This is a genomic window from Kitasatospora sp. NPDC094019 (assembly GCF_044764505.1).
In the GTDB taxonomy this organism is placed as follows: Bacteria; Actinomycetota; Actinomycetes; order Streptomycetales; family Streptomycetaceae; genus Kitasatospora.
Map to the genome: position 1 here is coordinate 33366 of NZ_JBIWIF010000031.1, position 26900 is coordinate 60265.

General features: G+C 75.7%; 14 protein-coding genes. 4 read left to right on the forward strand and 10 right to left on the reverse strand.

Annotation, left to right across the window (positions count from 1 at the left end; translation table 11 throughout):
• Positions 1–66: 66 nt before the first annotated feature.
• A complete protein-coding gene (locus tag ACIQ9P_RS37450) occupies positions 67–8397 on the reverse strand; it encodes a putative T7SS-secreted protein (RefSeq protein ID WP_402366421.1) in 8331 nt (2776 codons plus the stop codon).
• 185 nt (positions 8398–8582) lie between these two features.
• On the opposite strand from ACIQ9P_RS37450, the gene ACIQ9P_RS37455 reads away from it, so the two are divergent.
• On the forward strand, positions 8583–9365 hold the full coding sequence (locus ACIQ9P_RS37455; RefSeq protein WP_402366424.1) for a hypothetical protein: 783 nt from the start codon (positions 8583–8585) through the stop codon (positions 9363–9365).
• Positions 9366–9436: 71 nt separating this feature from the next.
• Positions 9437–9739, forward strand: coding sequence for a WXG100 family type VII secretion target (locus tag ACIQ9P_RS37460; protein ID WP_030396211.1), 303 nt, complete (start codon positions 9437–9439; stop codon positions 9737–9739).
• A gap of 57 nt (positions 9740–9796) precedes the next feature.
• Here ACIQ9P_RS37460 and ACIQ9P_RS37465 read toward each other — a convergent pair whose 3' ends face one another.
• The 3 genes from ACIQ9P_RS37465 to ACIQ9P_RS37475 all read right to left on the reverse strand — a co-directional run bounded on the left by ACIQ9P_RS37465 (position 9797) and on the right by ACIQ9P_RS37475 (position 16901).
• On the reverse strand, positions 9797–14605 hold the full coding sequence (locus tag ACIQ9P_RS37465; protein WP_402366427.1) for an FtsK/SpoIIIE domain-containing protein: 4809 nt from the start codon (positions 14603–14605) through the stop codon (positions 9797–9799).
• Between the two features lie 83 nt (positions 14606–14688).
• Entirely contained in the window at positions 14689–16356 is a 1668-nt protein-coding gene (locus tag ACIQ9P_RS37470) for a hypothetical protein (RefSeq protein ID WP_402366430.1), read from the reverse strand.
• Positions 16353–16901 carry a sigma-70 family RNA polymerase sigma factor gene (locus ACIQ9P_RS37475; protein WP_402366433.1) on the reverse strand — a complete coding sequence of 183 codons (549 nt, stop codon included), beginning with the start codon at positions 16899–16901 and terminating at the stop codon, positions 16353–16355. The genes ACIQ9P_RS37470 and ACIQ9P_RS37475 overlap by 4 nt, the downstream gene beginning before the upstream one ends.
• 317 nt (positions 16902–17218) lie before the next feature.
• On the opposite strand from ACIQ9P_RS37475, the gene ACIQ9P_RS37480 reads away from it, so the two are divergent.
• Together ACIQ9P_RS37480 and ACIQ9P_RS37485 are read left to right on the forward strand one after the other, a co-directional pair.
• The gene (locus ACIQ9P_RS37480) at positions 17219–18286 is read left to right on the forward strand and encodes a ricin-type beta-trefoil lectin domain protein (protein WP_402366436.1); all 1068 of its coding nucleotides are present in this window, start codon (positions 17219–17221) and stop codon (positions 18284–18286) included.
• A gap of 398 nt (positions 18287–18684) precedes the next feature.
• Entirely contained in the window at positions 18685–19146 is a 462-nt protein-coding gene (locus tag ACIQ9P_RS37485) for a rhodanese-like domain-containing protein (protein WP_402366439.1), read from the forward strand.
• Between the two features lie 10 nt (positions 19147–19156).
• Here the strand turns inward: ACIQ9P_RS37485 and ACIQ9P_RS37490 are convergent, their stop codons facing one another.
• From ACIQ9P_RS37490 to ACIQ9P_RS37515, 6 genes are all read right to left on the reverse strand, one after another.
• On the reverse strand, positions 19157–20563 hold the full coding sequence (locus tag ACIQ9P_RS37490; protein ID WP_402366442.1) for an MFS transporter: 1407 nt from the start codon (positions 20561–20563) through the stop codon (positions 19157–19159).
• Positions 20556–21755, reverse strand: coding sequence for a cytochrome P450 (locus ACIQ9P_RS37495; protein ID WP_402366445.1), 1200 nt, complete (start codon positions 21753–21755; stop codon positions 20556–20558). The genes ACIQ9P_RS37490 and ACIQ9P_RS37495 overlap by 8 nt, the downstream gene beginning before the upstream one ends.
• A 99-nt stretch (positions 21756–21854) precedes the next feature.
• A complete protein-coding gene (locus ACIQ9P_RS37500) occupies positions 21855–22529 on the reverse strand; it encodes a DUF5825 family protein (protein ID WP_402366448.1) in 675 nt (224 codons plus the stop codon).
• Positions 22510–24438: a RiPP maturation radical SAM C-methyltransferase gene (locus tag ACIQ9P_RS37505; RefSeq protein WP_402366451.1), complete on the reverse strand. Its 1929-nt coding sequence runs from the start codon at positions 24436–24438 to the stop codon at positions 22510–22512. Before ACIQ9P_RS37505 ends, ACIQ9P_RS37500 begins: the two co-directional genes overlap by 20 nt.
• A 115-nt stretch (positions 24439–24553) precedes the next feature.
• On the reverse strand, positions 24554–24715 hold the full coding sequence (locus ACIQ9P_RS37510; protein WP_402366453.1) for a hypothetical protein: 162 nt from the start codon (positions 24713–24715) through the stop codon (positions 24554–24556).
• Positions 24712–26601 (reverse strand): alpha/beta hydrolase family protein, encoded by a 1890-nt coding sequence (locus tag ACIQ9P_RS37515; RefSeq protein ID WP_402366456.1) that lies wholly within the window; start codon positions 26599–26601, stop codon positions 24712–24714. Before ACIQ9P_RS37515 ends, ACIQ9P_RS37510 begins: the two co-directional genes overlap by 4 nt.
• Between the last annotated feature and the right edge of the window lie 299 nt (positions 26602–26900).

Sequence of the window (26900 nt, forward strand, 5' to 3'; positions counted from 1 at the left end):
TTCGGTGCGGGAGCGGGCGGGACTGAGGGACGGGCCGGACGGGCAGGGCCCCGAGGGCGGCCGGTGCTACGGGCCCGGCAGGGGTGCGGGAGCGGGCAGGGGCGCGCGGTACCAGGCGGGGTCGATGCTCGCCCGGTAGGCGTTGGTCAGCCAGAGCGAGGTGACCGTCTTCTCGAAGATCTTGAACGGGAGCTGGAGCCAGAACTCGGCAAAGCCCTGGCGGTGGAAGAGGCGGCTGCCGCCGCCGGCGATGACGGCGTTCTTGGCGAGCGCCGCGCTGCTCGCGGTGGTCAGACCGGCCAGACCGGCGATGCCGCCGTCCAGGAAGGCGTCCATGCCGCTGAGCACGTGGGTCTTGCCGTCGGCGCCGGTGACGCCCCAGACGGCGGCGTTCATCGAGCCGTTGACCCAGCCGACGACGCCGCCGAGCGCCGTGTTGTAGAAGAAGTCGTAGGTGCCGCCGCGCCAGCGGGTCGGGGTCTCGTTGCCCGCCCACTCGTTGGCCCAGTTCTTGTCGTGGTTGTTGGGGTGGCGGCGTTCGTGCTTGCCGCCGTCGACGTTGCCGAACACCGACTTGGGACCGCCGACCGCGCTGCCGCGCAGTTCGTGCATGCCGGTGGCGACCAGGCTCTTGACGCCTGCCCCGACCGCCGCGTTGGCGAAGGACTTGAGTACGTCCTTGCCGGTGAAGGGCTTGTTGTTGGCGGCGGCGACGATGCCGTTGACGGCCAGGTTGGCGCCGAACTCCAGGACGAACTCCTGGCCGAACTCCAGCGCCACCTTCTTCGCCAGCACCTTCCAGTACGGCTGGTAGAGGGCCTCGCCGAGCGGGACCGCGCCGTTGCGCGCCGCCGGCAGCCCGGGGACGCCGGCGAGGGCGTTCCGCATCCGCGGCACCCGCACCTCGACCGAGTCGCCCCAGGGCAGCCGGTTGGCCTCGCGGACCCGCCGGCCGAAGCCGCGGATCTCGGTGAGCGGGCCGCGGAAGTCGTACTCGTTGCCGGTGACCCGCAGGTTGCCGCCGGGCCCGGTCTCCCAGACCAGACCGCTGTCGGTGCGCTGGGCGACGATCCGCCGGTGCTGGTCGTAGCGGCGCCACTGGCCGCGCCAGGCGTCCTTCTCCAGGAAGGTGCCGTCGCCGAGCGGCTTGCGCTCGCGGACCACCGCGCCGTGGTCGAACTCCTTCCAACTCCCCGCGGGGTGCGGGGCGTTGCCACCGGGCACGTACTGGCGCACCCGCAGCGGCCCCTCGCCGAGCGCGAGGTGCGGGGGGACCTCGCGCAGGGTGAGGGCGGGGCCGCCGGCGGCCGGGCGGAACTCGTCGCGGAAGTGCCGGGTGCGGGCCGTCCAGTCGTCCTGCCAGGCCCGGGTGTCGGCGTTCCACCAGCGGCGCACCTGCTGCCCGGCCCCGAAGTCGACAGCCGTGCCGTTCGCCTCGTACTTGGCGGTGTGCCAGCGCTGCCCGCCGCCGGGCGGGGCCGCGCCCCGCCAGGAGTCGACCCAGCGGCCGCCGTCCAGCATGTCGCGCTCGCGGAGCAGGGCGCCGCCCGCGTCGAAGTCCCGGAAGGAGTCGTCCCAGGGCAGCCGGGGGTCGTCGGAGCCGCGGAAGAACTCGCGGCGGCCGGTGGTCCGGTTGCCGAGGTGGTCGGTGGCGGTCCAGGTCCACCGGCCGGAGTCGGGGCGGCCGGTGCCGGTGACCTCGATCCGGTGGCCCTGGGGGTCCTGCCAGATGTCGTGGCTGCCGGTCAGGTTGCCGTGCGCGTCCCGCTGGACCCAGGCGTGGGTGCCCCGGCCCTGGACGTTGGCGGTCGCCGGGTCCACCTGGGGCGGCACCCGGTACTCGCGGACCGAGCCGTCGGCGAAACCCTCCCGGGCGACCTGCCAGTTGGCGCCGCCGTCCGGGCTGAACCGGTCCTGCCACACGGGGTGGTCGCGGCCGGCCCCGGCGGGCGGAACCACCTCGGCCCGGTAGCCGCGGCGGCCGGGCTCCTCCCAGGGCAGGTGCGCCGCGTTGGTGGGCGGGTGCGGGGGCGGGTTGGCGTGGTCGCCGACCTTGAGCGTGGTGCCGCCGTGCAGCTTCCCGGTGGAGCGGACGAAGCGGCCGTCGGCACCGAGGTCGACCGCCGCACCGTCCATGCCGACGTAGCGGACGCCGCCGCCCGGGTTGACGCCGCCCGCCTTGTCCCACAGGAAGACCTGGTAACGGGTGTCGTCGGCGAGGTGCGCGGCGACGCCCTGCGGTCCGCCGGCGCCCACCAGGTGCCGGCGCACCCACACCGGCGGGCGCTGCTCGGACCAGCGGCTGGTGGTCAGCACCGCGTTGTCGGTGGCCAGGACCTCGCGCTTGCCGACCTCCTTGCCGTGCGGGGAGTGCCGCTCCCAGGTCTGCCGCACGCCGCCGCCCTGCCAGGTGTGCTCCAGGAACTGGCCGGCCTTGCCGGGGCTGTGGCCCATCCCCCACTGCTTCTGGACCAGGGTGCCGTCGGCCAGCCGGTCGGTCCAGCCGGCGTCCCGGTGCTGGGTGCGCGGGCCGTGGGCGAGCTCCTGGCCGGCGCCGTCGAAGCGGTGCCAGGTCCAGCTGCGGTCGGCGTTGCGGACGGCGAAGGTGTGGCCGGTGACGCCGCCGGTCTTCTGCAGCCCGTCCCGGTACTCGTGGACGGGGTTGCCGCGGTGGTCGAGGTCCCGCCAGCCGAAGCCGGAGGTGTCGTAGCGCCGGGTGCCGTGCCCGCCGAGGCCGCCGGCGGCGTCCCACTGCGTCCAGACCGTGCGGCGGTCGAGGTCGCCGAACAGCAGGGTGTCGGTGCGGCGGAAGGAGTCCAGCAGGCCGCCACCGGGCAGCACCCGGCGTTCGAACACCTCGACCGGCGTGTAGGTGGAGGAGAGCAGCCGGATCCGGTCGCCGCCGAGGGTCTCCACCCGGCCGTGGTGGAAGGCGCCGGTGCCGGGCGGCGGCGGGGCGGCGGCGGCCGGGTGCGGCTGCCGGCTCCAGGTGGCACCGGCCGCCGGGGTGTGGTCGACGACGTACTGGTGGTCGGTGCGCCGCCCGCCGTCGACGACGTTGAAGCCCTGGTGGGTGATCCGTCCGTCGCCCGGCGCGTGGGCGGTGAACTCGCCGTGCCGCGGGCCGTTCGGCCGGTCGACGGAGACCTGGAGGCCGCCGTCGGCCCGGACGGTGACGGTCCGTTCGGGGACCCGCACGCCCGCCGCGTTCTCCAGGTGGCCCGGGAGCGCGGCGCCACCGGGGCCGGGCGGGGGCAGAACGGCGAAGGTCCGGTCCGGATTGCCGTCGGAGCCGCGCAGCGCGGTGCCGGTCTCCAGCCGGCCGCCGTCGGTGCCGTAGCGGACGAAGCCGTTGTCGGCGGCCGCGTCGGTGACCTGGAAACCGCCCCCGGGCCGGTCGGCGGCGGTGAGGTTCGGCACCGGCGTGCCGGTGGCGTCAAGGACCTCCAGGGTGCGCGGACCACCGGGCGGGGTGTGGACCACCACCCATTGGTCGAGCGCGCCGCCGCCCGGCGCGTGCAGCCGGGCGGCGTCGTCGGTCAGCCGCCCGGCGTCGTCGAACACCCGGTAGGAGCCGCCCGCGACCGTGACCCGCAGACCGGCGCCGTCGGCCGTGACCACCCGTGCGGCGTCCGGCTGGAAGGCGGCGTCCAGCCAGGCCGGCTGCCCGGTCGGCGCCGGGTGGCCGGGCGCGGGCACCGGGCGCTCCAGATGGCCCACCACGGTGCCGTTGCCGTCGAGCAGTTGCCGGCCGCCGGCGGTCGGCGCGCCGTCCGCGGCGAACCGCTCGTACGGGACGCCGCCGCCCGGGACGGCGGGCGCGCCCTCGACCCGGAACCCGCCGCCGGGGTGCGCCACCACACGCTCGGGCAGCACCGCACCGGCCGCGTCGGTGAGCGCGTGCCCACCGCCGCCCTGCGGGACGACGAACCGGCCGCCGCGCGTCCCGGTCCCGTCCGCGAGTGCCACTCCGCTCTCGACGACGGCGCCCTGCGCCGTGTACCGCGTCGACACCCCCGACACCGGATCGGTGACCCGCCAGCCGCCGCCGGCCAGGCCCTCACCGGAAAGACCCGTCGGTCCACCCGTCAGATCGGTCACCCGCGGCGGGTTCCCCTCCAGGAACCGGGCACCGCGCACCCCGGCCCCGTCCGCCAGCGCCACACCGCTCCCGGCCACCGCGCCCTGCGGCGTGTACCGCGTCGAGGCGCCGGACGCGGGATCCGTCACCCGCCAGCCGCCACCGGTCAGGCCCTCGCCCGCCAGGCCCGGCACCGCCGTACCCGACACGTCCGTCACCCTCGGCGGCGCGCCCTCCAGGAACCGCGCACCACGCACCCCCGCACCGTCCGCCAACGCCACACCACGCTCCACCACGCCACCCTGCGCCGTGTACCGCGTGGACGCGCCCGACACCGCGTCCGTCACCCGCCAGCCGCCACCCGCCAGGCCCTCGCCCGCCAGGCCCGGCACCGCCGCACCCGACACGTCCGTCACCCTCGGCGGCGCGCCCTCCAGGAACCGCGCACCACGCACCCCCGCACCGTCCGCCAACGCCACACCGCTGTGCACCTGCAGGCCGTCCGCGCCGAAGCGCACCGAACGGCCCGACACCGCCTCCGTGACCCGGACCCCGCCGCCCGCGACACCGACCGCCGAGGAGCCCGGTACCGCCGCACCCGACACGTCCGTCACCACGAAGCCGCCGCCCTGCCGGGTCGCGAAGCGGTGGCCGCGCAGGCCCGCGGCATCGCCCAGGGCCAGGCCCTCTGCGCGGAAGGCCCCGCCGTGGTCGAACAGCGCCGAGCGGCCGGTGGCCGGGTCGGTGACCCGCAGGCCGGCGCCGCCGGGCAGTTCGGTGAGGGTGTGTCCACCACCGGACAGCGAGCGGGTGACCGTCCCGTTGTCGTGACCCAGCAGCAGGACCGGGCCGAACGGGGTGCCGTCGCCGCGGAGCAGCGGACGGCCCTCCTCGACCAGCCCGCCGGCGTGGTCGAAGCCCCGGTGGCCGCCGGTGGCGGGGTCGCGCAGGTCGAAGCCGCCACCGGGGCGCGGGGCCGCCTGGAGGCCGGTCGCGCCGTTGGGGTCGAGCACCTGGTGGGTGGCCGCGCCCTGGCCGTCGAAGTCGGTGTGCACCCGGAGCCCGGCCGGGGTGCCGTCGAGGCCGGTGAGCGGCAGGTCCTCGGCGACCAGGCGGCCGTTGCCGTCGTACGAGTGGGTGGTGCCGAGCCGGGTGTCGTGCAGGTCGAAGCCGCCGCCGGGGCGGGGCGTCGGCTGCAGCATCGGGTCGGGCACGTCGTGGGCGTCGAGCACCCGGTGCACGGTTCCGTTCGGGGTGACGGTGGACTCGACCCGCAGGCCGTTCGGGCCCGCCGTGCCCTGGTCGGCGAGCGCGAGCACGACGGGCTGCGGCGCGGGCGGCTGCGGCTGGAGGTGCTGCGGCACCGGCGGCTGGACGTGCTGCGGGCCCTGGCCGTGCGGGGCCGGACCGGGCTGGGGCACGAGCTGGGGCTGCTGTCCGACGTGCGGGGGCACCCCGCCGCCGCCGTCCGAGCCGCCGAGCAGCCGGGGACGCTCGCGCAGGCTGTCGGCCGTCAGCGCGGCCAGGTCGCGGTCCATCCGGACGGGGTCGATGCCCAGGCCGGTGGCCCGGTCCAGGGCCACGTCGACCTTGAACGCGGCCGCGTCCACCGACTCCTCGGCGTGGATCACCACCGGGCTGGGCCGGGAACCACCGCCGGGGCGCGCCCGCAGGTCGGCCAGCAGGCGTTCGGCCCGGCCGAGGTCGTGCCGGGCGAGGGTGAGGTCGGCCCAGGCGTCCAGCCGGGCGCCGCGACCGGGGTCGTCGCTCGCGCCGAACAGCCCGGCCACCCGGTCGCCCTGCTCGCGCCAGAGCCGGTCCAGCTGGGCGCCGGTCAGCCGCTCGGGGCCGCCGTGCCCGCCGGTACCGGGCACGGTCGGCAGGTCGTGCGCCGACCCGGCGGCCGGGTGCGCCGGGCCGACCGGCGGCAGCGGCGCCACCGGGCCCTGGGCCAGCGGCGTGACGGGCGGCAGCGGCGTCGAACCGAGCACGGCGGGCGGCAGCGGGGCGGGTGCCACCGGGACCGGCCCGGCGAGTCCCTGGACCGACCCGTGCCCGTGCCCGGGACCGGGCTGGAGCAGGCCGAGCGCCTCGTCCAACCGGCCGAGGCCGCCGTGCGCCCCGGCCCCGCCGAGGTCCGTGACACCACCGGGGCCGGGCACGCCGACCAGCGCGGTGGGCGGGGTGACGGCGTGCACCGGCGGCAGCACCGGGGCGGTGGTCGCGGCGACCCGGGGTGCCGCGAACTCCCCCAGGTGCAGGTTGACCTGACTGGCCGCCAGGGCCCGGGTGCTGTGGTCGCCGAGGTGCCCGCCCGCGGTGAACACGGGGGCGTCGGCCCGGTTCAGCGGGGAGCCGGTGGCCAGCAGGTCGAGGGCGCCGTTCAGGTGCGCGCCGGAGCCGGAGGTGCCGAGGCCGGGCACGGTCACGGCGCCCGTCACGACCGACGGCAGGCCCGTGCCGCCGCCGTGCAGCGCGGCCGTCGGGAGCGTACCGGTGCTCAGGTGCGGAACGGCGACGGCGGACGGGGTGAGCAGGTCGGCCGTGTGGACGGCCGGGGCCGCCGGAGTGGCGGTGTGCAGCGCGCCGGTGCCGAGGGCGCTCGGCGCGGCGCCCGTCTGGTGCAGGGCGAGCGCCTGGGTCTGGAGGTTCGGGGCGTGCGCGGTGGCGGGAGCGCCGACGGTGAGGGTGTCGGCCAGGTGCACGGGGGCGGGGGTCGGGGCGCCGGTGAGTGCGCCGATCCCGTGCAGACCACCGGGTGCGGTGCTGACGCCGAGTCCGGTCTGCACGTGCAGTCCGCCCGGGGTGACGACCGTACCGCCGGCCCAGCTGCCGACCGGGTGCAGCTCGCGGATCGGGGTGTCCAGCAGCGCGTCCAGCTTGCGGACGGCGTCGGGGGCGAGCGAGAGGCGGTCGGCGAGGTCGTTGTGCAGACGGAAGTCGGACGGCCTGGTGTAGGAGAGGCCGGCTCCGGAGGGCTCCAGGTGCGGGATCTCCAGTCGGCGCGGTCCGGCCCAGTCGCCGACCCTGACCTTCGCCAGGTCGGTGCGGGAGAGGTCCACCAGGGCGTCGACCCGGTGCACCGGGGGCGGCACGGGGACGGCGGCCGCGGTCCGTCCGGCGGTGCCGAGCAGCGGGGCGCCGTACCGGAAGTTGCCGAGGACCCCGCGCTCCCAGAGACCGATCCGCAGGGCGCCGCGCAGCCCGTAGCGGCCGATCTCGGCCGCGTCGACGGGGAGCACCAGCCGCAGCCACTTGGCGCCGCCGAGCTGCGCACGCGCGAAGTCCCAGGAGGCGGAGCCGAACCGGCCGAGGCCGGCCGGCAGGCCGCGGACCAGGGCGGGCAGCCCCTTGACTCCGTTGACCACGGCGATGCCACTGGCCCGGAAGGTCACCCCGGCGAAGTGCGGCAGCCGGGTGACCCCGTTCAGCACCCAGAGGCCGCCCGCCTTCACCCAGCCGCCGGTCATCCGGGCGAGATCGGCGAGGCCAGGCAGGAAGGCGAAGGCGTGCGAGCCGCCGCCGGTGAAGACGCCGCGGAAGAAGCCGCCGACCGCCTGGGCGACGCCCTTGATCCCGGTCCAGGTGAACTTGGCCCCGGCGCTGATGAGTTTGAGCAGCGGCAGGCCCTTGGTGGTGGGGGCGATCATGCCCAGGCCGGACAGGAAGAGGTCCAGCGCGCTGGCCTTGCCCTGGGAGAAGTCGACCGCGGTCTTCACGAAGATCGCCAGGTTGACGCCGATGGCGAGCAGCGCGATCGGCCCGCCGAAGATCAGCGCGGGCAGGATCAGCGCGATCGCCAGCCACTGGAAGGCTTCCCAGAACAGGTCGCAGTCGGAGACCGGCTGCTTGATCCCGCGGGCGGCGCTGCTGAGGGCCGAGCCCGCGGTGCGGCCCGCCTCGTCCTGGGCGGTGCCGGCCTGACGGGCGGTGCTCGCCAGTTCGGTGCGCCGGGTGTCGTCCTGGGCCAGGCCGCGGCCCTGGGAGAGCGCGTTGTCGGCGCGCCACTGCTGGTCGCGGACCACTCCGGCATAGGTGGTCAGGGCCCGCGCCGAGCTCTCGAAGCCGTCGGCCACCGACTGGACGAACGCCCGCAGCGGCCCGCTGATCTTGTCCCGGAGGGCGTCCGCCGTCTGCCCGGTGAACGCGCCCTGGCCGGTCTTGTCGAGCACGGCGGCGAGCGCGTCGTCGATCTCCCGGGCGGTGCGGCCGAGGTCGGCCAGGGAGCGCTGCACCTCGTCGATCCGGTCCGGGTCCCCCGGTGTGGGGTCGGCGGACAGGCCGATCGCGTTCCAGTCGGTCGGACGCTGGGGCACCGTCGTCTCCTCCTCGTCCGTGGGCACGGTCCGGCCGCCGCGGCGCGCGGCACCTCTCGGGAGGACCACGTGCCGGGGTCCCGGACGGTTCACGACGGTCGGCCCGCACTGTCCGGTGAACCGCGCGGGCCGCCGGCACGTGGTCGATCGGGAACCGCGTGCCGATCCGACCGGAGGGAAATCCCGTGCCCGACTTCTCGATGGACTACGGCGTCCTGCACGAGGCCCGCAAGGACCTCCACAACCTGGCCGACCGGATCTCCCCGACCCTCCACGGCAGCCTGTTCTCCCAGTACGGCTCGGGGAAGCTCGGCGACGCCCAGGCGGTGTTCGGCGACCCGAACGTCACCAACGGCTTCCGCAGCCTGTACCGGCTCTCCAAGGACCCGATGAACCGGGCCGTGGACCACCTCAAGAAGCTCGGCGACGTGTTCGGCGCGGTCGCCGACGGCTTCTTCGACGTCGACGCCCAGATCGCCGACGGCCTGGGCGTGATGGGCGCCAACATGGGGCTCGACCAGTGGCGCGACCGGCAGGCCGCCTGGGAGTACCGCAACGCCCACGCCGACCAGTGCCACCCCGGCGCGGACGGCACCGTGCCGGAGTTCTGCCGGGCCACCGACCCCGGCGCACCGCCCGTCGACCAGACCATCGACACCGCGAACGGCTCGGTGCACACCCACCTCACCCTGGACGCCGACCACAACGTGATCAAGGAGGAGACCACCGTCACCCACGACGGGCAGAGCTACACCTCCACCACCTCCTACTCCGACCACGGCCGCTCGTTCACCACCGACACCGTGTACGCGGACGGCACCAAGAACCACGCCGAGACGCACCTGCACGAGGACGGCAGCGGCGACATGACCGTCACCGACAACGACGGCGAGGCCACCCAGTACCACCGCAACGGCCCCGGCCAGGAGTGGCAGCAGACCGGCGGCGGAAGCTCCCAGGACGACTGAGGGCGCCGCCCGAACCGGCCGGGACCCACGACCTCCCCGGCCGGCCATCCCCCCTTCGAAAGGACCGCGACATGCCCAACATCTCCCTCGACTTCGAGAAGATCGAGACCACCTCGGGCCAGCTCGACTCGGCCGCCGAGAACATCGTGCCGATGCTCAACGACCTGAAGAACAACGTGAACAACCTGCTCGGCGACGGCATGGTGTTCCAGCAGTCCAGCCCGGCGATGCAGGAGGCGTACGACAAGTTCAACACCAGCCTGCTGGCCGCGATGGAGGGCATCAAGGGCTTCGCGAAGCAGTTCCGCCAGATCAAGGACCAGATGCACCAGATGGACCAGGACATGGCGAGCAGCCTGCGCGAGAGCAGCTGACACCGCCACCGCACCGCCGGGGTGCGCGGCTCCGTGCCGCGCACCCCGGCGGTGCGCTCAGTCCTCGGTGCGCAGCACGGTCAGCGGCACCTGCACGGCCATCGCCTCGCCGCCCCGCCCGGTGGTCCAGCCGCGGCCCGCGACCGGAGTGGCCCGGATCAGGTGCACCGGCAGCCGGACCCCGATCATGTCGCCCTCCTGGAGGCTCTTCGGCCCCAGCAGCAGTCCCCGGCGGGCCCGCTTGGCCGCGCTGAGCCAACTGCCCATCGCCAGTTGGAGGGCGTCCGCCGACCCCGCGTAGAGCAGGCCGAGGCCGCGGTCCCGGCCGAAGGCGGCGACCTCCTTGAGCACCCGGTCGCAGGCGGGCGCCGCCAGCAGGTCCGCGTCGTCGACCACGACCACGCGGGGGCCCGCGAGTTCGTCCAGGGCGGCCTGCACGTCCTGCGCGGACGGGTCCGCGTCGGTCAGCACCCGGACCCCGGCGTGCCGGGCCAGCGCCCGCAGCGGGGAGTGGCGCGGCGCGAGGACGACCAGCCCGGTGCCGCCGGCGAGCAGGGAGACGGCGAGCGAGGCGAGCGCCGTGCTGCGCCCGGATCCGGGCGGGCCCAGCACCGCGAAGGCGGCGGCGGCCCCGGCGAGGTCCACCCCGACCGGTCCGGCGTCGTCGCCGCCGAGGCCGAGCAGGCCCCACAGGGGGCGGCGGGACTCCTCCGGGACGGCCGCGTACGCCTCCGCGAAGTCGACCGAGCGGGGCAGCGCGGCGACCGGGAAGGGCCGCAGCCCGGCCGGCACCGCACTGTCGCGGCGGGTGCTGTCGGCGCCGATCGCCGCCAGCGCCCTGGCCTGCTCCCGGCCGCCGGCGCCGGGGGCGAGCAGCGCGACCTGGGTCTCGGTGCCGCTCAGCGTGTGCCAGCCGCGACCGGCCGGAATGCCGGCCGGTACCTTGCTGGGCGAGAGTCCGACCAACTGGTAGTCGTTGCGGTCGCCCTGGCGCAGCAGCAGCTTGTGGTCGTTGTGCGCGGCGAGCCGGCCGCCCAGCAGGGACCGCTCGGAGGTCGCGACGACGTGGATGCCGGCCGCCGCACCCTCCCGCAGCAGCCGGGTGACCAGGTCGGCGAGCCGGCCGTTGTCGTGGTCGTCCAGCAGCCCGGACAGCGCGTCCCAGCCGTCGATCAGCAGCAGCACGTGCGCGGGCCGCTCCGGCTTCGGCAGGGCGGCGCGCAGCTCGTTGAGCCCGGCCGCGTTCCGTTCGCTGCAGAGTTCCTGACGGCGCGTCAATTCAGCGGTGAGTCGGTGCAGCAGGCGTTCGAGCCGTTCCTGGTCGTGCCGGGAGACGACCGCCCCGCAGTGCGGCAGGGCGTTGAGAGCGGCCAGGCCGCCGCCCGCCGCGTCGATCCCGTACAGGTGGACGTCCGCGCAGGACGCCGTCCTGGCCACCGAGCCGGCCAGGGTGCGCAGGACCTGGGTGCGGCCGGACCGGGGGGCGCCGATCACGTACAGGTGGCCGAAGGAGGCCAGGTCGACGGTGGCGACCCGGCGCTGCTGGAGCTGGGGGACGTCCTCCAGCGCGTAGGGGACCACCGGGAGCGCCGCGTCCTCGGGGGGCGGCAGGAGCGCCGTCACCTCGTCGAGCAGCACCTCCTCGGGCAGCGCGGGCAGCCAGGGGCTGGGCTGCGGGGTGAAGTCGTCGAGGGCGGCGGCGGCCTCGCGGACGGCGGCGACCAGGGCCTGGAGGTCGGTGGGGACGGGCGCGGCGGGCGCGGCCGGGTCGCCCGCCGCGAGCGGCAGGACGAGCGGGCGGCCGAGGCCGGTCCAGGACAGGGCGGCGGCGCGCACCGCCCCGCGGGGCCGCTCGACGGCGGCCGCGCCCGCCGGGTCGGGGCGGGCCGCGCCGGCCCAGGCGCTCTGGAACGGCACCGTCGAGCGGTGCCCCAACCGGACCAGGGCACGCCCGGGCGCGGAGGCCGGGATGTGCACCGCCTCGGAGGTGTCGATGATGTCCTGGCTCTCGGTGGAGTCGGTGACCCGCAGCGCGATCCGCAGATTGGTGTTGGCCCGGATGTCGCTGGTGACGGCGCCCGACGGCCGCTGGGTGGCGAGCACCAGGTGGATGCCGAGCGAGCGGCCGCGCTGGGCGATCCCGATCAGCCCCGGGACGAAGTCGGGCACCTCGCGGACCAGGGTGGCGAACTCGTCGATCACCAGCAGCAGCCGCGGCAGCGGGGGCAGCGTCGGGTCCGCGACCCGCTTGGACCGGTACTCGGGATGGTCCTTGGCCGCGACATCGGCCAGCAGCCTTTCCCGGCGCCGCAGTTCTGCTCCGAGCGACTCCAGGGCGCGCTCCACCAGGTGGGCGTCCAGGTCGGTCACCATACCGAGGTTGTGTGGGAGTTCGGCGCACTCGCGGAACGCCGAACCGCCCTTGTAGTCCACCAGGACGAAGGTGAGCTCGTCCGGGCGGTTGGCGGCGGCGAGCGAGGCCACGAAGGACTGGAGCAGCTCCGACTTGCCGGAGCCGGTGGTCCCGGCGACCAGGGCGTGCGGTCCGTCGCGGACCAGGTCGAGGGTCAGCGGGCCGTCGTAGCCCGTCCCGAGCAGGAAGGAGGTGGCGGCCGGGCGGTGGCGCCAGCGGGCCAGCAGGGCGGCGGGGTCCGGCGGTTCGAGCCGCAGCAGGTCCAGCAGCCGGACCAGTTGCGGCAGACCGGCGTCGTGCTCGGGACTGACGTCGCGGACCGGGGCGAGCGCCCTGGCCACCTGCTCGCACCAGTCGGCGTCGACCAGGTCGGCGCGCACGTCGGTGAGGTCGGGCGCGCCGGTGCGGCGGACGGTGAGGCGGTGCCCGGCGGCGAGGACGACGGTGCCGCACTCCTCGGGCAGCAGCCGTTCCTGGGCGTCGAGGCAGACGCTGAAGACCCGGACCCCGGGGCCGTCCGTGAGCACCTGCACCATCCCGGGCACGTCGCGCAGGTGCCGCGCGCCGTCGGCGATCACCAGGACGTCCGGTTCGTTGAACATCGCCTTGCCCATGGAGGAGCCGAGCACCCGCCGGCGGGCCTGGATCTGGGCGACCAGTTCGGAGATCCGGTTGGCGGTGGACTCCGGGTCGTTGCCGACGGCCGCCACCGGTCCGCCCCCGCCGCCCGGGCCGGATCCGCCGCCGGGCGGGCGAAGGTGGGGCAGCCACCGCACCCAGGCCCAGCCGTCGGCGCGCGAGCGGTCGGAGAGGACCACGATGCGCAGGTCCCGCGGGCTGTGCAGGACGGCGGACTGGGCGACCAGCCAGCGGACCAGCGCCTGGACGGCGGGCCCGGTGCCGGCCACCCCCACCACGCCGAACTCGGCGACCTCGATGCCGATCGGCACATCGGGGATGCTCCAGCGCACCAGGCGGTGGTTCTCGTCCCGCGCCGGGTCGTCGATCTCCTTCACCGACGGCTGGTCGACCGTACCGATCCGCAGCACCAGGTGGTCGGGGTCGTGCCGGCGCCGCTCCCAGAGCCGGCCGCCGGGGCCGGTGGCGGTCAGCGCGACCGTCGCCGGGTCCGGCCCCGCCACTCCGCGCACCCGGCGCTCGCGGTCGGCGGCGGTCCGGACCTCCTGCTCCAGGACCCGGCGCCGGGCCTCGTAGCGGGCCACCGCCTCCTCGTGCTGCTTGCGGTTGCCGCGCCGCCCGACGATCCAGTTGGAGACGGCCATCAGCGGGCTGAAGAGGATGAAGACCAGGTAGAAGTACGACTGGAAGACCGCCACCATGACCATGCCGAGCACGATCGGGGCCAGCATCAGCAGCAGCGGGAAGGGACGCCGGGAGGGGGCGGTCGGCGGCAGGGGCAGCCGGATCCGCTCGGCGTCCAGGTGCGGGACGATCCGCGGCGGGCGGTTGTAGTCGACGCCGATGCCGTCGGCGGACGGCACCACGGCGGCGTCCGGCTCGACCGGCTCGACCAGGCGCAGCAGGGCGGCACCGACGGTGAGGTCGACGCCCGGCGGCCAGGCGGTGCCGCCGTCGGCGCGGTGGGCGGCCGGACGCGGGTCGTGCCGGCCGGTGCGGCGGGCCCGGCGGGCGGGGGCGGTGTCGCGCTCCCCGGTGCCGACGCGGCGGGCACGGTCGGCGTGGGCGTTGCGGTCGGCGGCGGGCGGGCTCGGCGTGCGGAGCGCGATCGCCTCGTCGCCCGCGTCCGGGGGCACGGTGTCGGCCTCGCCGTCGCTGTCGCGGTAGCCGTGGCCGTCGCTGTAGCCGTAGCTGTCGGAGCCGCTGTCACTGTCACTGTCCGGGGAGCCTCCGGGACCCTTCGACCGGCCGGGGCCGACGGGAGCGCGGTGCCAACTCGCCGAGCCGTCCGGACCGACAGTCAGCCAGAGGCCGCCCGCGGGCACGCCGGCAACCCGGAGGCGGACGGTGCAGGAGGGATCGGTGCCGATCTCGTGGCTACCGGGTCCGAGCCGCCAGACCCGCCCCGCTCCCGGACCGGACACGAGGTGCAGTTCCAGCTGGACGGGGTCGCCCGGGCGCCGGTCCGGCGCACTGCTCCGGACCCGGTCGGGCTCGTCGGCGGGGGCGCCGAGACCGAGCACGGCGCCCTCCCGCACACCCGTCCCGGCAACGGCCGCTCCAGGGTCCAACCGCCGTGGCCCGAGGTGGAGTCCACGCGGGGCGACGGTTCCCGTTCCGGCCAGGAAGGCTTCCATGTCGCCATCGGGGGGACCGGAGCCGAAGCCGGGTCCGGCGGTCACGACGGCCGCCGTGGGGTCGGGGTCCCGCCGGTCCAGCGCCGCCGCCAGCTCACCCACGGTCGCACCGGGCGGCAGGTCGAGGACGTGGTCACGGCGGTCGGTGCCGTCGGCGACGGTGACGGTCAGCTTCACCGGGTGGTCTCCAGGGGGTCGGGCAGGCTGGACTGGGCGGGCGGGTCGTCGGCCGGGGTACCGGGGTGCGCCCGGCCGCGGGATCAGCCGACGGGCCGGGTCGCGGACAGGAGGGCGGTCCCGGAGGGACGGGCGGAGACACCGGCGGGATGCCCGGCCGGTCCCGGCCCGGGCTCGGCGAAGTCGTCCTCGACCTCCGGCTCCGGCTCCGGCTCGGGCTCGGGCTCGGGCTCGGGCTCCGGATCCCGTTCCGGCTTCGGTTTCGGCGGGGGCCAGGACTCGGCCTCCGGCGGGAGCCAGGACTCGGATCCCGTTCCCGGCCCGACCGGCTCCTCCACCGGCTCCGGTCCGCGCAGCAGCAGCCGCAGGGCCGTCGGGTCCGGCACCACCGGCCCGACCCGGAACGACGGTGGTTCCGCGCCGGACCCGCTGCCCTCGTTCGGCTCCGGATACACCGGCCCGACCCGGAACGGCTGCGCCACGGGCGTTACCGACCCTCCGGTGTCCGGCAGTTCGCCGCCAGGACCGGACTCCTCCGGCAGAGCGGACGGGTCGGACGGGACCTCGGACCGCTCCTCGGGCTCCCCCGGGTCCGCCGCCTCCGGCACCTCCAGGAGCTCGTCCGGCTCCGACAGCCCGTCCGGCTCCTCCGGCTCCGGAAGTTCCTCCGGCTCGACCGCGGCACCGCCCGGCTCCACCAGATCGGAATCGTCCAACTCCACCGGGGAGAAAGCCGGGTAGGGCGGCAGCGCCCGAAGGATCCGGGCCGTCGCCCGGGCCAGCGCGACCGCCTCGACCCGCAGCGCCGTCCCGCGCAGCCGCAGGCCGTCACGGTCGACCGTGACCAGCCGGGCCGAGCCCCGCGCACCGCCCAGCACCAGCAGCCGGGCGCCCGTCGCCGGACGGAACCCCGCGGGAGCGACGGGACAGACGGCGAAGGCCGGCTCCCCGTCCGCCGCGACCCGGTCGGCCGCGGCGAGCGCCGCGGCCGGGGCAGGACCCGCGTGGCGCGCGTGCACACCGTCGGCGACCACGACCGCGCCCACCGGCAGTCGGGCGTCCAACTGCGCCGCCACCGCCTGGAGTACGGCGTGGGCACGCACCCGGTCGCCACCGAACTCGGTCACGGCGGGTCCGGTCGCGAGGTCCAGCAGCACCGCGGCGGGGCCGTCGGTGCCGACCAGCGCCAGCAGCGGGGCGGGGCCGCCGCCCGTGACCGTCGACCGCAGCTCGTCCCGGGCGGCCCACCAGAGCCGCGGGTCCGCCGCGTCCACCACCCACGGCCCGGGCGGGCCCGGTGGCCGCCCCGGACCGCAGGACACCAGCACGCCGACGGTGTGCGCACCGAGCAGCACGGCGTACGGACGCGCTCCCGCCACCCGTCCAGCGTCGAGAACGGCCTGCTCGGCGTCGACCCAGCCCGCACTGTCGGCCAGTAGCCTTCGGACGGTGCCCAGTTGACGCCCGTACCGCACCCGCGCGGTGACCGGGGCGGCGAACGCGGCCGCTGTCGCCCCGAGTTCGCGGCGCAGCCGGCGCCGGAACGCACGCCAGCCGCCGACCCGGCGGGCGGTGAGGTGGGCGAGGACGGCGAGCAGCACCACGACCCCACCGATGCCGATCAGCGTGGTGGCGCCGGGCATCGCCGGCAGGAAGCCGGAGGGCGGGAACGACGCGAGGGCGGCGCCCGCGGAACGGCCGGAGGCGACGAAGGACGCTCCGGTCGCGGAACGGAGGACGGTGACGGTCACGAGGCGACCACGCCCCGGTCGGCCAGGTGTCGGCGCAGCGACCGGACGCCGTGGTGGGTGCGCGACTTGAGGGTCCCGCCGGGTATCCCGACGGCGCGGGCGACCTCCGCACCGGGGCGTCCGAGAATGTGGACGTGCACCACGGCCTCCTGGTGGATGCGGTCGAGCGAACGGAGCGCGTCGACCAGCACCAGCCGGTCGAGGATCCGGTCGGACGGGTCGGCGGCGTCCGCCGCCACGGGGGCCGGGAAGCCCTCGACCGCGATGCCGACCGGCACCGCGCGGTTCTTGCGCCACTCGTCGATCAGCAGGCGGCGTGCCACCGTGAACAGCCACAGCCGGATCGGCCGACTGTCCCAGTCCAGCGCCTCGGCGGCCTGCCAGGCCCGTAACATCGCCTCCTGGACGATGTCCTCCGCCCGGTGCGGGTCGTTGTCGCCGAGGCCGCTGATGAAGCGGAACAGGACCTCGCGTTCGGCCTGCAGGAGTTCCGCCCACGGTGCGGCGGTCGGCCCCGACCGGGCCTCGTCGGCTGTCTGCGCCATGTTGGTGCCTTGCTCTCCTCGCGGGACCGGTCCGAACTGTGCCGCGCCCTCGGTGTGGATCACGGGTCCGTCCCCGGACGGCCGTCACCGTAGCGCCGCGGGGGAACGGGCGGCCGATCCTCCGGTGAACTCCGGGCCACCCCCACGTTTCATGAGATGGACACGCCATGAATGTCGGAGCGCCGCCACGCGCACGACACCCCGGGTTCACGCCGCGGCCGGACGGCCGGAGGAGCATCCCCAGCGCCCGCCCTCGCCCTGGAGGCCCTGTGTCCGGACCGCCCGACCCGACGTCAGCCGCCGTGCCGGAAGGGGAGTTGCCGCATGCCCCGGCGCCCCGGCCGCACCGGGACGGCGCTACCTCGGCCGCGGGCCCGGATGCCGGGCCCGCGCGCTTCTCCGACAGCTTCCTGCGCCACACCCCGAACCCGCCGCGCGGGCTCCTGCCGCAGGCCCGGGTCTGGACCGCCACGGCGGCCGCGGCCGCCCTGGTCGGCACCGTCGCCCTCGGCTCCGCCCTGCTGCCCACCGGGAACGGCGCCGCACCGCACACCGCCCGGGGCGCCGCACCCACCGTTACGGTGACGACCGTCGCGCCCGCGGCCGCCGACCCGAGCGACGACCCGCCGAGCCGACCTCCCACCCCGGAGCCTTCGGTCGCCGCACCCGCCGAACCGCCTCCGGCGGCCGAACCCGCCCCGGTGGCCGCCGATCCGGTGGCACCCGAGGCCGCGGCGGACCGGCCGAGCGCCGCCGAGCGGCCCGCCGCCGCCCCACCGGTCGCCGCCCGGCCGCAGACCCGCGCACCGGCACCGGCCGGCACCACCGACCGACCGGCGGCCGCCGCCGCTCCGGCGCCCGCCGCTCCGGCCCCGGCCGCCCAACCCCCCGCGGCCCAGCCGGCCGCTCCGGCGGCCGTCACCACCCAGGCCCCGGCGCCACCTCCCGCGGCACCCGCGCCACCGGCACCCACCACCAAGGCGCCCGCACCCGCTCCGCCGCCCGGCCGCCCCATCGCCGGGCGCGGCTCGCAGCGCTGCATCGGCACCGTCGGCCACCGGCTCGGCGACGGCATCGGGCTGGAGCTCCAGGACTGCACCGGCGGCGCCTGGCAGACCTGGGACTTCCGCCCGGACGGCACCGTCCGGGCCGGTGACCTCTGCATGGACGTGGCCTGGGGCTCGGTCGTCAACGGCACCCGGATCCAGGTGGCGATCTGCAACGGCGGCCCCGCCCAGCGGTTCGTCCTCGCGGGCCCGGAGGACCTCGTCAACCCCCAGGCGAACAAATGCGTGGACGCCAAGGACAAGGGCACCGCCGCCGGCACCCCGCTCCAGCTGTGGGACTGCTCCGGCACCCCCAACCAGAAGTGGTACCTGCGCTGACACCTCCGCCCCGGCCCTCCCGGCACTCCTCGTCCTCGCCCGCCCCGACCGCACCCGCTCCGCCCCGACGACAGGGGACCGGCCGCGCGGGCAGGCCCGGCACGTCCGCGACGGCTACACCGCCGGCCGCGCGCACGCGTGCGGCGAGTACGGCCGCGAACTAGGACCGGCGGCGCCTGCGGCGGGCGACGGACAGGGCGATTCCTCCGCCCATCGTCAGGACGACGGCCGTACCGGCCAGTTCCTCGGCCGTTCCCGCCCCGGTGCGGGACGGCGGGTGGCGGGCCCGGGATGGCGGGATCTTGGCGAACGGCGGCGATCACGACACTCGTGAGTGGCGGGGACCGTGCGACAGGATCGGTGCATCAGCCCGTACCGCTCGATCCCAGGAGTACTCGATGAGCAGCGCCGTTCTCTCCGTTCCGCCCGCCGAGCCGGCCGTCGCCGAGGCACACTTCCGCTCCCGGCTCAGCTTCGAGGCCGATGTCTCGGACGTGCGCGCCGACCTCACGGCGGGCGTGCCCGGGCTGGTCCTCGTCGACTCGCGGAGCGAGGTGGCGTGGGCGCAGGGGCACATCCCGGGTGCGCTGCACCTGCCCACCGCCCGGATCCCGGAGCTGGCCGGGCAGTTGGTCGACCGGGGGGCCACCGTCGTCACCTACTGCTGGGGCCCCGGCTGCAACGGCGCCACCCGGGCCGCGCTCGCGTTCGCCCGGCTCGGCTACCGGGTGAAGGAGATGCTCGGCGGCTTCGAGTACTGGGTCCGCGAGGGCTTCGCGTTCGAGACCGCCGAGGGCACCGAGCGACGGCCGATCGACGACCTGACGGCCCCGCGCTCGGGCATCTCCTGCGCCTGCTGAGGCCGTGCGCTCACAGTTCGCGGATCTCGCGCCGGGTGAGCGCGTAGCCGAAGGCGCCCAGCAGGCAGAGGCCGGTCGTGGCGAACACCCCGCGGCTGCCGAACGCGTCCACCGCCGCACCGGCCGCGATCACCGAGAGCGGGAAGACGCCCAGGCCGCAGAAGGTGATCGCCGCCATCACCCGGGCCAGCAGGGTGGGCGGGGTGCTCTTCTGCACGCCGGTGACGATCAGGACGTTGGTCACCGTGCTGGCACCACCGGCGACGAGGAGCAGCAGCACGGCGCCGACCAGGCCGGTGAACGGCACCAGGCCGATCGCCGCGCCCATCACCAGGCCGGAGAGCATGGCCGTGCGACCGCGCGAGCGCAGCTCGGTGAGGCCGGCCGCGAACAGGCCGCCGACCAGCGCCCCGCCGGTGAACGCGGCCAGCAGCAGGCCGAGGCCGACGGCGCCGGCGGCGAAACCGTCGGTGGCCAGGGTCGGCAGGGCGACCCTGGTGGCGCCGCCGACCGTCAGGTTCGCGATCACCGTCACCGTCAGGACCGCGCGCAGCAGCGGCGACTCCCGCAGCAGGGCGCGGAAGTTCCTTGGCACGGAGGCCCGTTCGGAGATGGGGCGGGACGGGGCGACCGTGCTGCCGCGACCGATCAGCAGCAGTGTCGCCGCCGACACGGCGAAGGTCGCCGCGTCCAGGCCCAGCGCGACGGCCGGGTCGAGCCAGGCGACCAGGGGCCCGGCCGCCGCCGGACCGAGCAACCCGGCGCCGAAGGTCACCGTGCTGTTCAGCGCGTTGCCCGCGTGCAGGTCCTCGGCGGGCAGCAGGGTCGGGGTGATCGCCCAGGCGGCCGGCAGGAAGACCCCCGCCCCGAGGCCGACCAGCAGCGCGAGCACGCCGATCAGCCAGAAGTGCGCGGCTCCGCCGGCGGCGGCCGCGCACAGTCCGGCGGTGGCGAGCAGCCGGCCGAGGTCGGCGGTCAGCATCACCCGCCGGGCGCCGAACCGGTCGGCGAGCATCCCGCCGACCGGGGTGGCGGCCAGCCGTCCCGCGCCGTAGGCGGCGACCACCAGGCTCAGCTGGCGGGCGCCGCCGCCGAGGGAGTAGACCAGCAGGGGCAGGGCGACCACCTGGAACGCGTTGCCGAACTCCGAGGTGGCCTGCCCGATCACCAGCAGCCGGTAGCCGCGCGAGCGCAGCGGCGCGAGGCCGATCCGGGGGCGGAAGCGCAGCAGTCCCGTCGGCCTCGGAGCGCCGGGCGCGTCGGACGGGCCGGACGGGCCGGGCGTCGCGGACGGGCCGGGCCTGGCGGGCGGGCCGGGCCTGGCGGGCGGGCCGGGCCTGGCGGTGTCGGCCGCTACGGGACTGTCCGCTCCGGTACCGCCGGTTCCGGTGCCGCCGGTGCCCGCGCGGCTAGCCATTGAGCGAGACCGGGAGCGACTCCAGACCGCGCAGCATGATCGTGTTGCGCCACGGCAGGGTCTCCTCCGCGGCGGCCAGCTCGATCCGGGTGAAGCTCTCCAGCAGCCCGGTCAGCGCCACCTCGCTCTCCAGCTTGCCGAGGAAGGAGCCGAGGCACCGGTGCAGGCCCTGCCCGAAGGCCAGGTGGCCGGGATCGTTCCGGTCCAGGACCAGCCGGTCGGGGTCGGTGAAGCGGGCCGGGTCCCGGTTGGCCGCGCCGAGTGACAGCAGTACCAGTTCGTCCGCCAGGATCTCCACGTCGTCGACCATCACGTCGGCGTTGGTGAACCGCAGCGTGGCCATGCTCACCGGGGACTCGTAGCGCAGGAACTCGTCGATCGCCACCGGCATCGCCGCCGGGTCGGCGCGCAAACGGGCCAGCTGGTCGGGGTGGTGGAGCAGGGCCAGGGTGGCGGTGCCGAGCAGGTTGACGGTGGTCTCGTGGCCGCCGATCAGCAGCAGGAAGACCATCGAGAACACCTCCCGCTCGGTGAGTTCACCGGCGTCGCACGCCTGCACCAGGTCGGTCAGGATGTCCTGGCGCGGCGATGCCCGTCGGGCTGTCATCAACTCCCTGAGGTAGTCGTTCAGTTCGCCGGTGGCCTGGTCGAAGGTCATCCCGCCGCCCTGGGTGAGGATCGCCGTCGACCAGGTCCGGAAGTCCTGCATGTCCTCCGGGGGGAAGCCGAGCAGTTCGCAGATGACCATGATCGGCAGCGGGAAGGCGAAGTCCGTCACCAGGTCGGCGGTCTCCCGGCCGCGCAGCCCGTCCAGCAGGTCGCCGGCGATGCGCTCGACCAGTGGGCGCATCAGGTCGACCCGCCGGCGGGTGAAGACGCCCTGGATCTGGCGGCGCAGCCGGGTGTGGTCGGGCGGGTCGCTGTTGAGCATGTGGACGACCTCGGAGCCCAGGGTCAGGCTGGAGCCCCGCCCGCTCGCGATGGCCTGGCTGCGGCGGACGTCCTGCCCGAACCGGGGGTCCATCAGGGCGGCCCGGACGTCTTCGTAGCGTGTCACCAGGTAGACCGGCACACCCTCGCCGAAGTCCATCACGGAGACCGCGCCGGCCTCGCGGATCCGGGCAAGCGTCGGGTAGGGGTCGCGGATGAACGCGGACATCCGCGCGGCGGCGTCGTCGACCGCGGTGCTCATGACTCTCTCCTCGGACTCGAACTCCGGTACTCCGGCGACTCCGTTGCTCCGGTATCCCGGCAGCTCCGGCAACTCCGGCAGCTCCGGCAGCTCCGGCAACTACACGGTCAGGGACGGGAACGGCCAGCGGCGGACCCGCATCGGCAGGAACCAGGCCCGGCCCGCCTGTTCGGCGATCAGACCGGCCTCGGCGAGATCCCGGTGAACGGTCTCCGGCAGCAGGCCGACCTCGACGCCCTCCGCCAGCGCGTCCAACGCGGCCAGGTGGCCGGGATCGTCGATGGTGAACAGCTCCAGCGTCCCGAACCGGCGGTCGCGCACCTCGACGAAGCCGGGCCCGCGCCGGAGGACGCACTTGCTCGGGAAGTAGGTGGCGCGCCAGTCCGCCAGGAGTTCCGGCTCCGGACCGGTCAACTCCTCCGGCGGGTAGAGGTGGTGGAACCGGCGCCCGGCCGCGCAGCCGTCCGCGCAGACCGCCCGCCAGAGCACGGCCAGGCCCTGTCCGGTCGCCTCGCGCAGCAGCATCAGGGCCCGGGCCGAGGCCGCCGACGCGTCCGCGCACAGCCGGACCGGCCCGGTCAGCCGCAGGCAGCGGACACCGGCGCGGTGCAGTTCGGTGACCTCCGTCTCCGCCGGACCGGACAGGGTACGGCGGCCGAGCGCGATGCCCGGCAACTCCCGTACGGCGGGGTCGTAGTCGAGCCAGAGCTCGACCTCGGGTCCGGCCGCGTGCCAGGCCGCGGCACCGGTCCGCTCAGCCGATCGTGACGGCATCGAGCACCTCCTCGGCGCGGGAACGGGCGGGGGCGGGGAGGTGCCGGTGCTGCATCCGCATCAGTACCTGGTTGTCGGACTCCACGGCGACCTGGAGGTAGCTGTCCCCGTCGTGGAACAGCAGCCCCAGCGTGGTGAACCGCTCCAGCACCGGTTCGACCGCCGCCGCGCCGCCGGGCAGTTTCGCGGCCAGCGTCGCGGTCGAGCGCGGCTGCCCCAGCAGCCGGAAGGCGGCGATCTCCACCGGGTCGGTCAGCTCGGCCACCCGCCAGTCGTACCCGGGCCGGGTGTTGACGAGGACGATCCGCCCGCCCGCCTCCCGGTAGGTGAGCCGGCTGTCGGGGAACCGGGCGAGCCAGGTGTCCACCGCCTCGCCCAGCCGCTCCGCGACCTCCCCGCCGATCCCCCGCGGCGGCGCGGTGAAGACGTAGGCCAGTTCGGCGAGTTCGCTCTCGGGCAGCCGGTAGGTCGCGCGGTACTGGTAGGCCGGCCGGGTGATCGCGAAGCCCAGCTCGGGGCGGTCGAAGTAGGGGCTGAACCGCTCGATCGCGATCCGCCCGGCACCGGTCGGCGGGTCCAGGTGGTGCAGCACCGGCAGTTGGCGGATCACCGACTCGTAGTCGGCCGGCTGCTCGCCCGGGAAGCCGTAGAGGTAGTTCCAGGTCACCGAGACGCCCGCGCTCTGCGCGTCCCGCAGCGCGCGGACGTTCTGGCAGCCGGTCACGCCCTTGTCCATGATCCGCAGGACCCGGGTGCTCAGGCTCTCGATGCCGGGCTGCACCTGGGCCGCGCCCGAGTCGCCGAGGAGCTGGAACTGGTGGCGGCGCAGATTGGCCTTGATCTCGAAGTGCAGCCGCAGGTCGACGGGGAGTTCGGCCAGCGACTTCAGGACGGTGTCGAAGTAGCCCATGTCGAGGATGTTGTCGACGACGTAGACGTCCAGCAGCTGGTGGCGCTCGGCGAGCGTGAGCACTTCGGCGAGGAAGTCCGCCGGCGGCTTGGAACGGAACTCCATCGAGGTGCCGTTGAGACCGCAGAAGGTGCAGTGGTGCTTCTCCCCCCACCAGCAGCCCCGCGAGCCTTCGAGGACGAGCTTCGGGTCGACCCAGCCCGCCGCGACGGAGGCGTCCAGCCGCTCGTAGAAGCCGTCGTAGCGGGGTGTCAGGATCGCCGCGGGCGGCAGCGGGCGCCTCGACATCTCGTTGACCGTCGACTTCCCCGACGCGTCCCGCCAGCACAGCCCCGGGACGGCCGCGAGGTCGCCGCCCCCCAGCAGGGCGGGGAAGGCCGCCTCGCCCTCACCGCGCACGACGTAGTCCAGGAACGGGAAGTTGCGGTGCAGCGCGGCGCCCTGCGGGCCGTCGCAGTTCGCGCCGCCGAACACCGTGCGCACCTGCGGGCACCGCTGCTTGAGCAGCCGGGCGGCGGCGAGGCTCGCCGTGTTCTGCTGGAAGGTGGTGGTGAAGCCGACCACGTCCGGCGGGTCGGCGGCGATTTCCTCGACCAGTCGCGCGATGAACGCGGGGGCGATCGCGCGGGTGGCCCGGGTGAGGGCGATCTCCCGCTCGCTCGCGCCGTTGGTGGCCAGGTACTCGAAGTAGGGCGCGGAGTCGGCGTCGGTGGCCCGGCCGGTGGCCGGGCCGGAGCCGCCGCCGAGACCGTCGTCGCCGTACAGCGCGCCGGCGAACGCCCAGTCGCCCGCGCCCTGGAAGTAGGACTTCTCGGAGAAGTACTGGTAGTCGTCCACACCGAAGTCCGCCGTCTGCGCCGCCCAGTCCACGAAGTCCAGGTTGGCGTACCGCACTTCGACCTGATGGCCGGCGCGGGCGGCGGCGGTGTGCAGGATCCCGAGCGCCAGCGAGGGCACGTCGATCGCGCCCCAGGGCATGTGCAGCAGGACGATACGCATGGTGGCCACTTCTGTCGTGCGCGGACGGTGGACGGGGGCAGGGACGGGACCGGGAACGGTGGCAGCGGGCGGGGTGTCGCTCCGGAGCGCCGAGGCGCCCCGGAGCGACCGACGATCACTTGTCCTTGGACTCCGGCTTCGGCTTCGGCTGCCCCTTGAGGGCGGGCGCGACCGGTGCGGCCTTGGTGATGTCGAGCGCGAAGTTCTGGACGATCACCGCGCCACGGTCACGCTCCGGGGTACCGATCGGGTCGTTCTGGATGCTGCGACGCTTCATGGCTGTTCACCTCCTTCCATCGGTTCGGCGGATCCCCCGGGGCGGTCGCCCCGGGGTGGTCGGAGGGGCGGTGCCGGCCAGGTCCGCCCGGCGAAGCGGACCATCGCGGCCAGGACCGACCGGTGGTCGGCGGTCCGGCGGCTGTAGTGGCCGCCGTCCACCCGGAGCAGTTCGTGCGGCACCGCCAGCCGGCGCAGGTCCGCGGCGTACCGGGTCACCTGCTCGGGCGGGCACCGCTCGTCGTGCTGCGAGACGACCAGCAGCACGGGCGAGCGGACCCGGTGCAGGTACGTCCGCGGGTCCGCCGCGCGGTAGCGCTCGGGCACCTCGTCGGGGCTGCCGCCGAAGAGCTGCCGGTCGAGCGCGCGCAGGGCCGGGGTGGTGCCGCGGTAGGTGGCGGGGTAGTCCGCGATCGGCTGGGCGGCCATGCCGAGGGACCACAGGTCCGGCTGGGCGCCCAGGGCCAGCAGGGTGAGGTAGCCGCCCCACGAGAAGCCGCAGAGTCCGGTGCGCCCGGCGAGAGCGGTGCCGTCGGCGACGAGTGCCGCCCGGACGGCGGCGAGGTCCTCGATCTGCGCCAGCCCGACCCGGTGGCCGTAGTCGTGCTGCCAGCGGGCGCCGTAGCCGGTGGAGCCGCGGTAGTTGACGCGCGCCACCGCGTAGCCGGCGCCGACCAGGATGTTCACCCGGGGGTCGTAGGAGTCCCGGTCGTGGGTGGCGGGGCCGCCGTGCACCAGGAAGAGCGTCGGCCATGGGCCCGGACCGGGCGGGGTGCTGACGAAGCTGTGGATCCGGCCGTAGGGGCGGGGCGTCCAGCGGCGGCCGCGGAAGGTGCCGTCCGGGTCCGGCACGAGGGCGTCCGGCCCCGAGGGGTCGGTGCCGGGTCCGGAGTCGGGGTCGGCTCCGGCACCGGCTCCGGGGTCGGCCGGTGCCGCCTCCGGGCGCAGGACCAGCGGGCGGGGCGGGGTGGACTCCCGGCTCCAGACGCAGTGCAGGGCGCCGTCCGGGGCGCAGGAGAGGTCGTGGATGGTGCCGCCGGGCGTGCGGAGCTCCCGGACCACGGGCGAGGGGCCGAGGTCGGCGAGGAGCAGCCGGCTCCGCCCGGCCCGCTCGTGCTGGACCAGCACGCCGCGCGGCCCCCGGTACCAGCCGGCCGTGATCTGCGCGTCGAAGGACAGGTCCGGGTACGTGCGCAGCCCGGTGTCCGCCCGCCAGGTCGCGACGGTGTACCGCTCCCCCTCCTCGACCACCAGCAGGAGTTCCGGGTCGAGGACGGCGAGCGGGTTGAACTCGATCGGCCAGAGCCTCCGTCCGTCGCCCCCGGCGAGCGGCGGCGGAGCGTCCGCGCGGCCGTCCGCGGGGCCGTCCACGGGGCCGTCCGTCGGCCACAGGAGGACGGCGTCGTCCCCGTCGGGCAGCCCGCCGAGGGCGAGCAGCCCGCCGTCCGGCGAGAGGTCGGCCAGAGCCAGGTAGCCGGGCGCGGAACCGATCAGCCGCGCCTCGCCCGCCGGCGGTCCGACGTAGCAGCGCGAGGCACCGTCGACACCGACGGCCACGGCGGCGAGCGCGCCCGTCCGGTCGAAGGCGACGCCGTACGGGCGGCCGTCCGGCACCCCGTGCAGTGCCTCGCCGTCCGGCCCGCCGGCGAACGGCTCCCGCCGCCACCGGCCCTGCTCGGCGCAGTCGGAGTCGAACCACCAGATGGCGTCGCCGTCGGGCTCGATCTCGCTCAGGTGGACGCCGCCGGGCCGGTCGGTGACCACCCGGCGCCGGTCCGTCCCGAGGTCCCAGGCCACCGCCTGCCAGCGCTCCTCGACCAGCCGTGTCTCGACGGCGCGACCCGCGGCGAGCGCGGCGAAACCCGGGGACTGGAACGCCTGTGTCACGGACCCGCCCTTCCGGCTCGATGATGGGAACAGGCTGCGCCGAACGTTCGAGGAACCAGTGAACCGGTGTGCCGGAAAGGGCACTTGTGGAGGAGTGCGGTCCACTCTAGGGGGGTGCTGCGGCCTCGAACAGACCTCTCGCACGGTTGGCCGAAAGAAAATTGAAATGGACACCCCCAGCGGCCGGCCGAGGGTGGCGGCGCCCTAGGGGCTGTTCAGGGTTCGGATCTTGTGGTGGCTCGGTTGTGGGCTGGTGTGTCTGGTAGAACTCGGGATCGTGGCGCGTTTTGACGTGACGG